The sequence below is a fragment of the Loktanella agnita genome, from assembly GCF_046640325.1.
In the GTDB taxonomy this organism is placed as follows: domain Bacteria; phylum Pseudomonadota; class Alphaproteobacteria; order Rhodobacterales; family Rhodobacteraceae; genus Yoonia; species Yoonia agnita.
This window is the reverse complement of the sequence record NZ_JBJMBF010000008.1, coordinates 1-14,166: the sequence shown is the minus strand read 5'-3', so window position 1 is coordinate 14,166 and position 14,166 is coordinate 1. Positions and strand designations below refer to the sequence as shown.

Here is a 14,166-nt window from a genome sequence, read left to right as displayed (position 1 = left end):
GTGCACCCCACAATCAGCAACCATATCCGCAAAATTGAATTACTGTGTCTTAAATTGAAGCAAAAAATAGGCTAGCCCCGCCAGAAAATCAGCGACTTTTTTGCTATACAAAGGTTGATCTCAACATCCGTAAACATGCTGAATGCCGCACAGCTTGTGACGGCTCTGATGTGAAAATGGCGACGCATAGCTGTCCCGAAGGGACAGCGGAGCCCGATATCTGACAAAGGGGTCCGATCGTTTTCGGACATTCATCCGACGACAATTTTTAGCCCCCAACTGCGCGAGCAGGCTACTTGTTCTGTCGTGAAATACCGATGGGTTTGTCCACTTCAGTGCGCGTAAAGCTCTGAACCATCAGTGATATTCCCGATCACTGCGGCCCCGTATCCCGCCTGATTTAACGCCTGCACCGCTTCATTGGCACGGGATGGCGCCATCGCAGCAAGCACCCCCCCCGCAGTCTGCGGATCAAATAGTAAATCATGCGGGTTACCAGTAATAGCACCTGCCCCTTGCTGGTTATCAGCGAAGAGGGATGAACGTATCCCCTGCCCCGCCAGCTTTGCCGCCCCCGGCATCAGCGGGATTGCATTCATATCCAACGCGGCCCCTACGCCGGATGCGTCGCAGATCCCCCGCAGATGTCCGGCGAGCCCAAAGCCGGTGATATCGGTCATCGCATTGGCCCCGCGCAGGATGTCTGACGCTGCTGCCTGACTTTGTGTCATCAGATCAAGGCAGGCGATCACATCGGCGCCGCGCGCTTGCCCGGCCATTTCGGCCGCCATGATCGTGCCGCTGCCGATGGGTTTTGTCAGGATCAGCGCGTCACCGGGTTGCGCACCGGATAGCGTGATCGGGTCGTCGGTCAGCCCGGCAATGGTGAAGCCGATGGTCAGTTCATCCCCCAGCGAGCTGTGCCCACCGATGATTTTCGCGCCTGCTTCGCCCAAGACGTCCTCTGCGGCTGCCATGATCTCTGCCAAGGTCCGTTCTTGCAGGGTGGCGGACATGCGCGGCAGGATCAGATGTGCTGTGGCGGCCTGCGGTTTGGCCCCCATGGCCCAGATGTCGCCCAGCGCGTGGGTGGCGGCGATGCGTGTCATCATCACCGGATCGGCCACCATCGCGCGCAGGTGGTCTGTCGTCATGACTTGACCCGGCTGCACCTCTGCCGCGTCGTCGCCGAAAGCGCTGCCGAGCACAGATTGCAGCGCGGCCCGTCCCAGTTTCGCACCGCAGCCGCCGCACATGGGTTTATCGCCCAGCGCCTCTGCCATACCAAGCGCATGGGTGCGCGGCAATGCGGGCGCGGCCATCGTCGGTAGATCATCAAATTGCCGCATGAATTTACGGTCGATATAATCCTTCAGCCGCCAGAGCAGCGGCCCCTTGTGCGCCGTGCCGAACCGTTCAGCCAAGGCGGATTTTTCACCGAGCGACACAAGTTTGAGGTAATCGCGCTGTGGCTTGTACGGACGCAGGTCGCCGCCAGAGAGTGCGGCGCGCAGATTGTCGAACAGCACAGGCGCCTCGCGCACCGCAAAGACCCCGGCCTTGGGACGCGGGCTAGCGCTAAGATGCGCGCAATCGCCGACCGCAAAGATATGCGGATCGCTGGATTGCAAGGTGGCATCGACGCTGATGAAACCATCATGCAGATCAAGCCCTGTTGCAGCGATCCAATCATGCGGCTTGGCCCCTGCCGCACCCGTGGTAAAATCACTGCGGATGCTGCGCCCATTGTCTAGCACCAGCGCTTGGTCGGTGATTTCGGTGACCTGTGAGTCTTCGATCAGCGTAATCTGCGCGTCCTGCAACGCGCTCAGCATTGTCTGTCGCGCGGTATCGCCAAGTGCGCTCAGCACCTTGCCCCGGTCGATTAGTTGCACCGTTGGGTTCTTGTCGCGCAGCGCATGGGCCATCGCCATGGCAAGCTCTGCCCCTGCAACCCCGCCGCCGATGATGGCGATCTGTGGGTCATTCGTCTTTTGTCGAAACGCGGCCCATTTGCTGGCAAACGCCCCCAATGGTTTGGCAGGCACCGCATAGTCGCTGAACCCCGGCAGCTCTGGCATGGCCGAGGTGATGCCCACGTCAATTGCCAGCGTATCATAGCCGATCGGCGGATAGCCCGGCACGGCGACCTGTCGCGCCTGTCGGTCAATCGCCGCCGCCGCCCCGTTGATCAGCCTCGCCCCGGCAAACCGCGCCAGTTTGACAAGGTCGATATCCAGTTCATCCCGCGTGTAATGCCCGGCGACAAAGCCGGGCAGCATGCCTGAATAGGGGGCTGTGGGGCCGGGGTTAATCAGCGTCAGCCGCACACCGGGCAACGGAGTCATCCCCCATTTTCGCAGCACAAGCACGTGGGTATGGCCGCCGCCAATCAGGACAAGATCACGTGTCAGGAGAAAGTTCGTCATGCCGCCCGCTTTAGCGCAGCAAGGGTCACGGTGAAAGCCATTGCCCGACCCAGTCACTCCCCCGTGAAAACGCTGCCCGCCGGTGTTGGGTGCCCAGATGCACCGCATCCACATGGGTGATGGCGCACTCCAGTACGGCAAAGCTGTCCGGGTCTGGTGATTTGACATAATCCAGCGCGGTGGGGATCGGCGTGCCCGGTGGCGGGGTCACCCCATAGCTTTGCTGCGCATGATCAGGCACCCGATCCCACAGCGCGCGGGTGGCGTTGCCGCTTTCGATTGTGACAGTGGCTTGCAACCGGACTTGCAGGGCCTGATCGGCATCCCAGATATGCAATGCGGCGCGCGGGCTGTAACGCAGGCTGGTGATCTTGTCGGAATACAGATCGGTGTGCAGCGTCACGCTATGCGCAGCAGCATCGGCGGCGCGCAAGACCAACGTGCGCGCTTCGGGCCAGCCATCGGGGGAGAGTGTGGCCAACGTGGGCAGCCGCGCGGGGTGGCGCGCATCGGCGACGCCGCGCGCCAGCGTATCCCAGACCCGCCCGTGCAGGCCTGTCAGTGTTTCATACCATTCACTCATAGCCCGTCATTTCCAGATAGCCCCTGCCTTGATGGCTGCCCGTGACCTGCACTGGCCCTTCCCAATAGGGGATCGCGGTGGCCATCCACGCATCGGGGTTCAGTGCGGATACGGTCACGTCAACGCCTTGATCGGGCAATGTGACCTGCCAGTGCACCGGCACATCACGCCCTGCAGTTTTATGTGTCGCAAGCGGCGTGGCTTGGAACGCGCCATCGGGATAGGCCTGCGCCTGCCCGTCAGCATTGATCCATGTGGCCGAGGTGTAATTGCTTTCATCAGGCTGTTGCAGCCGAAAGCCCATCAGCTTGGCCCCATCATCGAAAGAGAGTGAAAACCAATCCCAGCCGATCTGGTTGTCAGACAACAATTGCGACGACCATTCACGGTCGAACCATGCGTTACCGGATACGGGAATATCACCTGTGGGGAGATGCAGTGTACCGAGAATGCTAAAATTGGGTTGTGAATAGTAGTAAGATGCTTGCCCATCCGAAGACTTGACTGAATATCCCCCCTCTCCGTGAAAAATCAGCGGACCCTGCGCCGACAGCGCCATATCATAGCTGAAATCGGGCCCGCTGGCGGTCATCACCATGTCCTGCCAATCGCCTGAGAGATGCCAATCGTCAATCCAAGCTTCGAACGGATCAGCCGCTACGCCGGCCTGACCGATCCCGCCCCGGCCCAGCCGTTCGGTCACGTAATGCGCATCAGGCGTGGTGACGGCGGCGTGCCCCATCCATAGCTGTGGCGCCTGCCAGCCTGCCCCTTCTTCCGGGGCGAGTGCGGTGCGAAACAATGTCCATTGCAGACCGTAAGGCGTGCCATCGGGCCCGTTCAGATTGGCGGTCAGATACCACCATTCGACCCGGTAGTCATAATGCGCCCCGTGATCGGCGGGGAAGCTGAAGCTGGGATTAGGTTCGGGGGTTGCGAAGCCTTCGGCGGAGGTGCCCAATCCAGCGAAACCCTGCGCTAGCACGGGCATCGGGAAGAGCAGGCAGACCAACCCGGCGATGGCGTTTGTCATTTTACCGTTCATTCGAAAACACCTTGAGCAGATCGGCAGGGGGCGTCCGCGCCAGCCGCCTTGCGGGCCATAAGGCCGCCAAGGCTGCGGCGAGCAGCGCGAAAAGCCCCAACCGCGCGTAGTCCCATGGGAACAGGAACATCGGCAGCTCCCACCCGAAGGCCGCGACGTTGACCACGGCGAGCAGCACCCACGCCAGCCCCAACCCCAAAGGCAGCGCGATCATGGCAGTGATCGTGGCCAAAAGCACCGCGCGCAACAGCTCTAACCGGCCAAGCTGCGCCCGCGTCATGCCCACTGCCCACGCAGGTGCCAGTTGCGGCACGCGCATCGCGGCGAGGGTCAGCAGGCTCATCAATATCGCGAACCCGGCCACGGCAAGGGTCAGCACGTTCAGCGCTGTGGTCACGGTAAAGGTGCGTTCAAAAACCTGTAATGAAATCGCCTTTATCCCCGCCTGATTGACGGTCTGGCTGGCGGGAATGCCGACATCCGCCGCAAGATCGGCGACCAGATCAGGCACCGCGCCCGCGTCCATCCGCACGCCAAAACGATCCGCGCGGATATCTGGGTAAAGCGCCCCGAACATGTCTTCGCCAATCACCGCCTGCCCGATCGGGTTGCCGTAATCGCCATAGACCCCCGCGATGGCAAAGGCGCGATCTTGCACCTGCACGCTGTCACCGATCCCTAGGTCTGCGCGCCGTGCCAGTTGTTCATTGATCAGGATTGTCGCCCCGTCAAAAGTTGTCTGCCAGGGCTGTGCCGTGCTTTGCAAAAACACCCAATTGTCGCGATAGGTCCGGTGGTCGCGCGCGCCGAACAGCTCTGTCGGTTGTCCGGCAATCGTGCTGTCCGCCGACAGGATCGGTAACAGCGCTTCGACACGCGGGGTCGCATGGGCGATGAATGCAGCGCGCTGGTCGTTACCTTCGACGCTGACGTAAAGCTCTGACGACAGGCGCTGGTCGAGGAAATCGACAAAGGTCAAACGAAAGCTCGACACCATGGTCGAGACGCCCACATTGGCCGCTATGGCCAAAAGCAGCGCCATCAACGCAAGTGACAGCCCCGGTAGTTGTTGGCGCGTGTCGGCCCAGAACCATTGCGCGGTGGCAGATTTGGCCAAGCGGCTGGCACCGGCAAGGATCTGTCCCAAGATCAGCGGCAAGGCCAATGCGGCCCCCAAAAGCAGCCCGGCCAGCATGGTGAACCCGCCGATCAAACCCTCAGCGGTAAAAACAAGGATCGCGGCAAGCCCCAATAACAACGCGGCCCCCGCCCCCTGCCAAATGGCCCGCCGTCCCGCCGCCATTGCCAGCGCACGTGGCTGCGCAGCGGCCAAAAGTGGCATTTGTGATAGCTTATAAAGCGCGCCACTTGCCGCCAATGTTGTACCGCCCAGTGCGATGCCAAGCCCCGACAGCCACCAGACGGGCCGCAGTTGTAGCGTGCCAGAGACATCTGCCCCGTAAAGCCCGCGCAAGGTCGCCGCCACATCGGGCAGTAATAGCGCAGCCACCAGATAGCCCAGCGCGACGCCGATCAGCCCCGCGATCAGAGCAAAAATCAGCAGCTCAGCCGCGATCAGCAGCATCAGCCGCCCCAAGGGCAGACCCAGCGCACGCAATGTGCGGATCACCGGCCTGCGCTGTTCAAACGCCAGACCAATCGCGCCATGTACGATAAATATCCCCACTGCGAAGGACAGCAGCCCAAAGGCCGTCAGGTTCAGGTGAAAACTATCCGTCAACCGCCCAATATCCGACCCGCCCTGCGCCGCCTGTCGTGTGAGCTGCGGCGCGACATCGGCCAGATCGGGACGCCCGATAGGCTGGCGGGGTGCGATGATCAGATGGTCGATCTCACCTGTGCGCCCCAACAATTGTTGGGCGACGGCAATATCACCAATGGCCGTGCCGGGTGCGGTGTCTGGCGTGATCTGTATATCCAGCCCCGGAAGCCGTGCTGCGGTTTCGGCATTCGCGATCAGGGTTGCGCTAAAAAATGCCTCTAACCCCGCTCCGGATGCGACATCAACCGCGCCCAGCGCACCGGGGGCGGTCAGCGGTTCCACCCCGATGATCCGCACGCCTTCCAGCCGCCCTTGCACCACCGGGCTGACCAGCCAACCGGCGCGTCGTAATGCGATATAAGTAGCCTGATCAATCGGTTGTCCGTCACGGGCGACCAGCCGGTCAAACTGGCCCTCGCCTAGCGTTGCGGCGGCGGCATCGTAGCTTGCCCGCGCCTCGGCGTTCACCGCCTGCACCCCGGACCAAAGCGCGGTGGCCAGTGCCAGACCCGCCAAAAGCGTAAACAACTGCAACGGGTTGCGCCACCAATGCGACAAAAGCGCGTGCAGGGTGGCCCGCGTCATGCAATCTGCCCGGCGCGCAGATGCAGGCGGCGCGACATCCGCCCGGCCAGCGCTTGCGAATGGGTGACCATCAGCAGCCCTGCCCCGGTTTCGGCGACCAGTTCCAGCATCAGATCCATCACCGTTTCGGCAGTCGCTTCGTCAAGATTGCCGGTCGGTTCATCGGCCAGCACCAGCCGGGGTTTGCAGGCGAGCGCACGCGCGATGGCGACCCGTTGCTGTTGCCCGCCTGACAGTTGCTCTGGGTACTTTCCCAACTGCGGACCAAGCCCCATGCGGTCGGCCAGCGTTGCCGCCCAGTCCGGATCATGCTGCCCTGCCAGCCGCGCCTGAAACGCGATGTTATCGGCCACTTTCAAGCTGGGGATCAGATTAAATTGCTGGAAAACCACGCCAACCGTGCCCCGCCGCAGACGCGCGCGACCTGCATCATCCAGCGCGGCGATGTCGACACCGTTCAGCATGATCTGCCCCGCGTCTGGCGCATCCAGCCCGCCGATCAAATGCAAAAGCGTGCTTTTGCCGCTGCCGCTTTCACCGGTCAGCGCGAGCGTTTCGCCAGCATCAAGCGACAGATCCACGCCCTGCAAGACGGCAAAAGGCCCATCGGCAGTTGTATAGGTTTTGCGGATATCGGTGACAGTGAGCAGCATAATGTCCCTTTCGCTGGCACAGATTTAACACGCTGGGGCGTAAAGGAAATGCCATGTGACACTCAGCCGCCGATCAGGGTGATCGTGTTGCCCGCTGGATCAACCACGCCTAGCCTGCGCGCGTAGGCATAGCGCGTGTCCCAGACCACCGCATGACCGGCTGTATTCAGATGCGCGGCGGCCGTATCCAAATGGGGAACGGCCAGCATGAGGATGTCGGCCGGGTCGGTTTCAAAGGCGGGGTGCAGCCCGAAATAGACCCGCCGCCGCCCGATGATGGCCCAGAACCCATCCTGTGCGGACATGTGATTGGGCGCCCGCATTTCGGTCATGCCAAGCAGGTCGAGGTAGAAGGTCCGCATTTCAGGCTCTGACGCGGGTAACATAGGGATGTGGTATTCGCGGGCGCGCCCTGCCTCATTCGCTGCATCGCGCCCGGCGCTGAAGGCCATATCGGGCTTGTTGCCCTTTTGATGCATCCGGGCGAGCGCCTCTGTTTCCCAGTCCATCCCGCTGCGTTTACGGTTACGGCGCGCGACCAACAGCAAACCGACACCTATGACGATGACCAGAACGGCGGTCGCTATCTGCTCCACTCTCTACCCCTTTACTTATGAACCACTGGCCTGATCTTAGCTGGGATTGCCCGCGTTGGCATCAGATTCATCTCGGTCTGCTCAGCGCGGTTTAGGCCTCGCGCGCGTGTTCCTCCATACATTCGATCCGGTTCCCGACGGGGTCTACGGTAAAGAAACGGCGGACACCCGGCAGGCTTTCATCCCATGTGACGTGATACCCGGCGGCATCAAGCCGTGTAGCCAATGCATCGAGATCATCAATCACGAAGGTGGGATGCGCCTTGCGGGCGGGGATGAAACCCGGATCGACCCCGAAATGTATCTGTAGCGGCCCGGCCATGGCCCAGAACCCGCCACGTCCTTGCAGCGGTGCAGGTTTGGCGATTTCAGACATGCCCAGCAGATCGCAATAGAAGCCGCGCATCCGGTCCTCTGCCCCGGCGGGGTGGGCAAGCTGGATATGGTCTAGCCCGGTGATCATCGGCTAGTCGCCACCCCCACCGCCATCACCACCACCGTCGCCAAATCCACCGTCAAACCAGCTGCCGCCGCTTCCGCTATTGCGGTTCCTGCGCGATGATTTGCTGCCGCCGATCCGCGCCATCAGCCAGAAGACGGCGATGATCACCACCACCACGATGATAAGCTTTCCCTCTAATACATCTTGGGTCATGCAATACCTTTCATTTTGCATACAACAGTATACCATGTGGGAAGTCGGGCCAAGCCTTTCAAGTCACGGCGTTCCGTGACGTTTTTGTTTTTCCCTGACCCGCCGCGTTATAAGTCTTCCAACAACAAAATGGAGGCCTTCATGACAGATATCGTAATCTTGGGCGGCGCGCGCACGGCCATCGGCACATTCGGCGGCGCACTGGCCGGGACCTCGCCCATCGCGCTGGGCACTGTCGCGTTTAAGGCTGCATTGGAGCGGGCCGGTGTCGCGGGTGCGCAGATCGGCCATGTGGCGATGGGACATGTGATCAATACTGAACCCAAGGACATGTATGTGTCCCGCGTGGCGGCCATGAATGCGAGCGTGCCTGAAACGACCCCGGCGATGAATGTGAACCGGCTTTGCGGGTCGGGCGTGCAGGCCATCGTATCGGTGATGCAGTCCTTGATGCTGGGCGATGCTGATTTCGGGCTGGCAGGCGGTGCCGAAAATATGAGCCGGTCACCGTTTATCCTGCCCGATGCGCGTTGGGGCGCAAAGATGGGTGATATCAAGGCGCAGGACATGATGCTGGGCGCGCTGAATTGTCCATTTGGCACCGGCCATATGGGCGTGACCGCTGAAAACGTGGCCGAGGAACACCAGATCACCCGCGAAGCACAGGATGCATTTGCCCTGCAAAGCCAGGAACGTACGGCGGCGGCGATTGCGGCAGGTCATTTCGACAGCCAGATTGCCCCGGTACAGGTGAAACACAAGCGTGACTTGGTGGATTTTGTCACCGATGAGCATCCCAAAGCGACCACGGCAGAGGCGCTGGCGGGGTTGCGCCCGGTATTCCAGAAAGACGGGACCGTGACGGCAGGTAACGCATCGGGATTGAACGATGGCGCGGCGGCAGTGGTGCTGGCGACGGCTGATGCAGCGGCGGCGGCCGGGCTGACCCCGAAATTCCGGGTGTTGGGCTATGCCCATGCAGGTGTCCGCCCAGAAGTGATGGGCATCGGCCCGGTGCCCGCCGTACGCGCGATTTTGGTAAAGACCGGCCTGACGGTTTATGACTTTGACGTGATTGAATCGAACGAGGCCTTTGCCGCGCAGGCGCTTGCGGTCAACCGTGAGCTTAGCCTTGATCCGGCCAAGGTCAATCCGAATGGCGGCGCGATTGCGCTGGGTCACCCCGTGGGCGCGACCGGCGCGATCATCACCGTTAAGGCGATGTATGAACTGGAACGGACCGGCGGCACCCGCGCCCTGATCACCATGTGTATCGGCGGCGGTCAGGGAATTGCATTGGCGATTGAGCGGATTTGACCTCCGCCCCGGCGGCTTGAAAAGTTACGTGAAAAACCGGCACTTCAAACGCTATAGGCCGCTGCGGCCGGGAAGGTCACACGCAGTGTTGTTCCGGCAGGGGAAGAATCCTGCGTCATGGTCCCGCGCAACTGTTCTGTCGCGGCATCCATCAGCATCTTTCCCATCCCGGTGTCATCAGCACCGTTCTTTCGCGATGCCAAAACACCCACGCCATTGTCGGTGCAGGTCAGGGTAAGCATATCACCATCCTGATCCAATCGGGTCATGATGCGTCCGGCGAAATCATCATCCGGAAACCCGTGTTTCAGCGCATTGGCGACGAATTCACAGACCACCATGCCCAGCGCAGAGGCCAGCCGCGCCGAGATATCGACATTGGTGACCTCGGTGTCCAAAAGCACATTGCCGGGTGCGGCGTCCTGCAACAATTCGCAGACCCGTTTCAGATAGGGCCCGACAGAGACCAGATCACGCCCCTGCTGGACCATCAATTCGCGGTGCAATGCGCTGACGGACTCGATGTGGCGGTTGATCAGTTTCAGCGCATCAAGCGCCTTTTCATCTTTCACCGAACTGCCCGCCATGCGGACCATCGACGAAAGGGTTTGCAGCGAGTTTTTGACCCGGTGGTCCATCTCGGCACGCAGGGTGTGTTCCGCACGTAGCCGCTTGCGCAGCTCCAACTGTGTGACGACCTGCTGTGACAACACCCGCAATGCTTTGCGTTGGAAATCTGTCAGCATGCGCGGCTTGGAATCAATGACGCAGAGCATCCCAATCGGTTGATCGCCCGCGGCGATAAGCTGCGCACCGGCGTAGAAACGGAAATTAGGATCGCGCATCACCAGCGGGTTGTCGGCTGTACGGGGGTCCTCATGCGTGTCGTGGATTTCAAAGATCCCCTCTTCGAGGATCCCATGGGCGCAAATCGACTCTTCCAGCGGTGTTTCACCGTCGGCAAGCCCGGTTTTCGCCTTGAACCACTGCCGATCATGGTCGATCAGACTGATGATGGAAATCGGCGCGTTGCAGATTTCAGAGGCCAGCGCGACGATATCATCGAATTCGGACTCTGCTTCGCTATCAAGCACATCATAGCCCTGCAGTATGGCCATGCGTGTATCGTCGTTTTCGGGTTTGCGGGCCAAAGCCATCGCTACGTGCTCCGTCAGGTATTTGGGCGACGGTATTTCTTACCGATGCGCGTGAATGCGGTCTAGTGCCCTTTCGTTCCCTGCACCCTATTTGGGCTCATTACGTAGGATAATCTCGCAAAAACACCCATTTATCGCCCTCGGACAGGTCCGGATCGAAGCAATAACCGCCGCTCGCAAAGCCTTTGATATCGTCAGGATCGGTCAGACGATTTTCGATGATGTGCCGGGCCATGGCGCCCCGCGCACGCTTGGCGAAAAAGCTAACGATCCGGGGGCGCTCATCCTTCAGCTCCATAAAGGTTGGGGTAATAACCCGCAGTTTCAGCGCGGCCCGGTCGGCGGCGGTGAAATATTCCTGACTAGCGCAGTTGATCAATGTGTCGGTGTTCACGGCGGCGGCCTGCGCGTTCAGCGATTTGGCAATTGTATCGCCCCAATATTCATAGAGCGACCCACCCCGGCGGGTTTTCAGGCGACTGCCCATTTCCAGCCGGTAAGGCTGAATCGCGTCGAGCGGGCGCAGCAAGCCATAAAGACCCGAAAGCAGCCGCAGATGATCTTGCGCCCAGGCTAGGTCATCATCGGAGAGCGTCTTTGCCTCCAGCCCCTGATAGGTGTCGCCGTTAAAGGCCAGTGCGGCTGGTTTGGTCGCTTCAGGGGCAGGTTCGGCGGCGAAGGCCTTGAACCGGTCGCGGTTCAACCGGGCGAGATCGTCGGAAATACCCATCAGCTCTTTCAGCTGGCTCAGCGTCAGGTTTCGCGCGGTTTTCGCCAGCCGCACCGCATCGGCCTGAAACGCGGGCTCTGTGGCAACGACATCAACGGGGTTCATGTCCAGCGATTTGGCGGGGGAAACGACGACGAGCATCTGGTGGCTTTCCTTTGGTGATCCTTGGCAGGGATGTATCACGGTCACACCGGATGACCAGCCCGCTGGCCTGTTGGCCGACTTTACCTATGAATGGCTAAAAGCAGTGACTTATGCGGGATTAAGATAGAGAAAGAACGCAGTTGGCTGGCTCGTGAGGACCGAAAACAGAGTTTCAGAGAAACTCTGCAAGCAAATCCTGTATCAGGAATTGCCGATCGCCACGCAATCATATCTGGTTAGTTCAACTGCACCTGCAGGGGATACTGGCCGTCCTCAAACGGGCCGAACAATTCATCCAGATCAGGATGATCCACCGGTTCGCCGGTATTATCCGCGACAAGGTTCTGTTCAGACACATAAGCCACATAGAAGCTCTGATCGTTTTCAGCCAGCAGATGATAGAATGGCTGGTCCTTCTTCGGACGGCTGTCTTCGGGGATGGCGTTGTACCATGCGTCAGTGTTCGAAAACATCGCGTCCACGTCAAAAACCACCCCCCGAAAGGGATGCTTGCGATGGCGCACGATCTGGCCGAGATGATATTTGGCGTTTTTCTGAAACATTTCCATTGCCCCTTACTCCATATATGCCCGTGGAAACCGCAGAGTCTATGGTTTGAGCGTTATTTTAAGGGAAACAGTTTGTGAGCATCATCCTGACAGTACTGAACATCACCGCGCCGGTCTTCTTGTTGGCAGCGGTTGGCTTTGTGTGGGTCAAACTGGGGTTCGAGTATCGAGTCCAGTTCGTCACCCGCATGGCGATGACGCTCGCCGTGCCCTGCCTGATCTTCACCGCGCTGATGGAGACCAAGATTGACCCGGCCGCGCTGGCCGATCTGTCGCTGGCCGCATTCGTAGCCTATGCCCTTGTGATGATAGTCAGTTTTGTCGTGGTGAAACTGGGCGAGTTGGAGACGCGCACCTATCTCGCCCCGCTAATTTTCGGCAATACCGGCAATCTTGGCCTGCCGCTGGCCCTGTTCGCCTTCGGCCAGACCGGCTTGGGCTATGCGGTGGTGGTCTTTGCCGTGATGGCGATCCTGTCTTTTACCATTGGCATCTGGATGGTCGCGGGCAGCGGTTCGCTGAAACGTGTTGCGCAGGAACCATTGGTGGCGGCCACTTTACTGGGCGCAGTGTTCCTGTGGCAGGGCTGGGAAACGCCAGATTTTCTGACAAATACGCTCACATTGATTGGCCAAATGGCGATTCCCATGATGCTGATCACATTAGGCGTAGCCGTTGCCCGGCTGGAAACGGCGGCGCTGACACAAGCGCTGGTACTGTCGCTCATCAAGGTCGCGGTCTGCGTGGGCGCTGGCTGGGGGGCTGCGCTGGTCTTCGGTCTTGGACCGGTCGCCACGGCAGTGCTGATCGTACAACTGGCCACGCCGGTCGCGGTCACATCCTATCTGCTGGCGGAAAAATACGGGGCCGACGCGCAGCCCGTGGCGGGACTTGTCGTGGTTTCGACCCTGCTATCCGTCGCCACATTGCCCCTGATTTTGGCATTTGTGATCTGAAACACCCGCATTTTGCGTTCACAGTCCGCATTTGATCCGCTATTGTTGAAAAAAAACAAACATAGCGAGAGGCAGATGAGCAGTTTCTTTCGCGCGATGGCACTGGTGCTTTTGATGGGCAGCTGTGGTGGGGGCTCTGGTGAGTTTTCCGCACCACGGGAGCTTGATAACGCTTGTAGCATCGTGTCAGAGCGTCCCGAGTACCTGAGAGCTTTCCAGCAGGTCGAGCGCAGGTATGGTGTGCCGGTGCCGTCCTTGATGGCGATTATCTATCAGGAAAGTAAATTTATCGGCGATAACCGCCCGCCGCATCAATATGCGCTGGGGGTGATCCCCGTCGGCCGTCAATCATCAGCTGTGGGCTATAGCCAAGCGTTGGACGGCACCTGGAAAGAGTATCAAGAAGAAGTGGCTGGCAGCCGTGCTCGCCGCGAGGATATCTTCGCCGCCACTGATTTCATGGGCTGGTATATGGCCCAGACGGTTGAAGAAACCGGCGTGCCGATCCATGACACGCGCAACCAATATCTTGCCTATCATGACGGGCGAACAGGGTATCAGCGCGGCACATGGCGATCAAAAAGCTGGCTGGTCCGCATCGCGGGTGAGGTCGAGGCGCGGGCGGTCCTTTACGACACCCAGCTTCGGGGTTGCGGGAAAATCTGAATGACCGGCACAGGCCGTTGCGCGACCCACCGCGCGATGGCCGGCCCGGCTTTCGACGATTTGCGGGTTAATGCCCCTGTTTTTGCTGGCACTGCGTGATCAGACAAACGTCGGACTTGCGTCGGACCTGTCCTACAGGTGGGCCCCGGTTAAGGCGGCGCACGGTGGGGGCATGCACGAGCCTTCAGGTTTTTCGGACCTGCTTGGCCGTAACATCACTACTAGAGCATGTTGCACTCAATGGCCCTCATATCCTGCGGCCTTGAAGTAGTTGTAGCACTCTTCGTCTGAGAAAAGG

The 14,166-nt window shown here is 60.1% G+C and carries 14 protein-coding genes; 3 read left to right on the top strand and 11 right to left on the bottom strand.

Annotation, left to right across the window (positions count from 1 at the left end; translation table 11 throughout):
- Positions 1-332: 332 nt before the first annotated feature.
- From selD to ACJ5NV_RS10425, 8 genes are all read right to left on the bottom strand, one after another.
- Positions 333-2,429, bottom strand: a complete 2,097-nt coding sequence (gene selD / locus ACJ5NV_RS10460) for a selenide, water dikinase SelD (protein WP_411643627.1) — start codon at positions 2,427-2,429, stop codon at positions 333-335.
- Positions 2,430-2,454: 25 nt separating this feature from the next.
- Complete coding sequence (locus ACJ5NV_RS10455) at positions 2,455-3,012, bottom strand: pyridoxamine 5'-phosphate oxidase family protein (RefSeq protein ID WP_411643626.1); 558 nt, start codon at positions 3,010-3,012, stop codon at positions 2,455-2,457.
- Positions 3,005-4,057, bottom strand: a complete 1,053-nt coding sequence (locus tag ACJ5NV_RS10450; RefSeq protein WP_411643625.1) for a lipocalin-like domain-containing protein — start codon at positions 4,055-4,057, stop codon at positions 3,005-3,007. Before ACJ5NV_RS10450 ends, ACJ5NV_RS10455 begins: the two co-directional genes overlap by 8 nt.
- Positions 4,047-6,425, bottom strand: coding sequence for an ABC transporter permease (locus ACJ5NV_RS10445; protein ID WP_411643624.1), 2,379 nt, complete (start codon positions 6,423-6,425; stop codon positions 4,047-4,049). The genes ACJ5NV_RS10450 and ACJ5NV_RS10445 overlap by 11 nt, the downstream gene beginning before the upstream one ends.
- Positions 6,422-7,078 (bottom strand): ABC transporter ATP-binding protein, encoded by a 657-nt coding sequence (locus ACJ5NV_RS10440; protein ID WP_411643623.1) that lies wholly within the window; start codon positions 7,076-7,078, stop codon positions 6,422-6,424. Before ACJ5NV_RS10440 ends, ACJ5NV_RS10445 begins: the two co-directional genes overlap by 4 nt.
- A gap of 62 nt (positions 7,079-7,140) precedes the next feature.
- Positions 7,141-7,674, bottom strand: a complete 534-nt coding sequence (locus ACJ5NV_RS10435; RefSeq protein ID WP_411643622.1) for a VOC family protein — start codon at positions 7,672-7,674, stop codon at positions 7,141-7,143.
- 91 nt (positions 7,675-7,765) lie between these two features.
- On the bottom strand, positions 7,766-8,137 hold the full coding sequence (locus ACJ5NV_RS10430) for a VOC family protein (protein WP_411643621.1): 372 nt from the start codon (positions 8,135-8,137) through the stop codon (positions 7,766-7,768).
- 3 nt (positions 8,138-8,140) lie between these two features.
- Entirely contained in the window at positions 8,141-8,329 is a 189-nt protein-coding gene (locus tag ACJ5NV_RS10425) for a hypothetical protein (RefSeq protein ID WP_411643620.1), read from the bottom strand.
- Positions 8,330-8,470: 141 nt separating this feature from the next.
- Between ACJ5NV_RS10425 and ACJ5NV_RS10420 the strand changes: the two genes are divergently transcribed.
- Positions 8,471-9,646, top strand: coding sequence for an acetyl-CoA C-acyltransferase family protein (locus ACJ5NV_RS10420; RefSeq protein ID WP_411643619.1), 1,176 nt, complete (start codon positions 8,471-8,473; stop codon positions 9,644-9,646).
- Between the two features lie 44 nt (positions 9,647-9,690).
- Here ACJ5NV_RS10420 and ACJ5NV_RS10415 read toward each other — a convergent pair whose 3' ends face one another.
- The 3 genes from ACJ5NV_RS10415 to hspQ form a co-directional block, all read right to left on the bottom strand.
- Complete coding sequence (locus ACJ5NV_RS10415) at positions 9,691-10,803, bottom strand: sensor histidine kinase (RefSeq protein ID WP_411643618.1); 1,113 nt, start codon at positions 10,801-10,803, stop codon at positions 9,691-9,693.
- A 100-nt stretch (positions 10,804-10,903) separates the two neighbouring features.
- Positions 10,904-11,674: a peroxide stress protein YaaA gene (gene yaaA / locus ACJ5NV_RS10410; protein WP_411643617.1), complete on the bottom strand. Its 771-nt coding sequence runs from the start codon at positions 11,672-11,674 to the stop codon at positions 10,904-10,906.
- 239 nt (positions 11,675-11,913) lie between these two features.
- Entirely contained in the window at positions 11,914-12,240 is a 327-nt protein-coding gene (gene hspQ, locus ACJ5NV_RS10405) for a heat shock protein HspQ (RefSeq protein ID WP_411643616.1), read from the bottom strand.
- Between the two features lie 80 nt (positions 12,241-12,320).
- On the opposite strand from hspQ, the gene ACJ5NV_RS10400 reads away from it, so the two are divergent.
- A complete protein-coding gene (locus tag ACJ5NV_RS10400; RefSeq protein ID WP_411643615.1) occupies positions 12,321-13,202 on the top strand; it encodes an AEC family transporter in 882 nt (293 codons plus the stop codon).
- 75 nt (positions 13,203-13,277) lie between these two features.
- Entirely contained in the window at positions 13,278-13,868 is a 591-nt protein-coding gene (locus ACJ5NV_RS10395; RefSeq protein WP_411643614.1) for a transglycosylase SLT domain-containing protein, read from the top strand.
- Positions 13,869-14,166 lie beyond the last annotated feature (298 nt).

Excerpts from the sequence above, each read along its gene's own strand:
- selD (WP_411643627.1), bottom strand. The coding sequence starts at position 2,429 with ATGACGAACTTTCTCCTGACACGTGATCTTGTCCTGATTGGCGGCGGC.
- ACJ5NV_RS10455 (WP_411643626.1), bottom strand. The coding sequence starts at position 3,012 with ATGAGTGAATGGTATGAAACACTGACAGGCCTGCACGGGCGGGTCTGG.
- ACJ5NV_RS10450 (WP_411643625.1), bottom strand. The coding sequence starts at position 4,057 with ATGAACGGTAAAATGACAAACGCCATCGCCGGGTTGGTCTGCCTGCTC.
- ACJ5NV_RS10445 (WP_411643624.1), bottom strand. The coding sequence starts at position 6,425 with ATGACGCGGGCCACCCTGCACGCGCTTTTGTCGCATTGGTGGCGCAAC.
- ACJ5NV_RS10440 (WP_411643623.1), bottom strand. The coding sequence starts at position 7,078 with ATGCTGCTCACTGTCACCGATATCCGCAAAACCTATACAACTGCCGAT.
- ACJ5NV_RS10430 (WP_411643621.1), bottom strand. The coding sequence starts at position 8,137 with ATGATCACCGGGCTAGACCATATCCAGCTTGCCCACCCCGCCGGGGCA.
- ACJ5NV_RS10425 (WP_411643620.1), bottom strand. The coding sequence starts at position 8,329 with ATGACCCAAGATGTATTAGAGGGAAAGCTTATCATCGTGGTGGTGGTG.
- ACJ5NV_RS10420 (WP_411643619.1), top strand. The coding sequence starts at position 8,471 with ATGACAGATATCGTAATCTTGGGCGGCGCGCGCACGGCCATCGGCACA.
- ACJ5NV_RS10415 (WP_411643618.1), bottom strand. The coding sequence starts at position 10,803 with ATGGCTTTGGCCCGCAAACCCGAAAACGACGATACACGCATGGCCATA.
- yaaA (WP_411643617.1), bottom strand. The coding sequence starts at position 11,674 with ATGCTCGTCGTCGTTTCCCCCGCCAAATCGCTGGACATGAACCCCGTT.
- hspQ (WP_411643616.1), bottom strand. The coding sequence starts at position 12,240 with ATGTTTCAGAAAAACGCCAAATATCATCTCGGCCAGATCGTGCGCCAT.
- ACJ5NV_RS10395 (WP_411643614.1), top strand. The coding sequence starts at position 13,278 with ATGAGCAGTTTCTTTCGCGCGATGGCACTGGTGCTTTTGATGGGCAGC.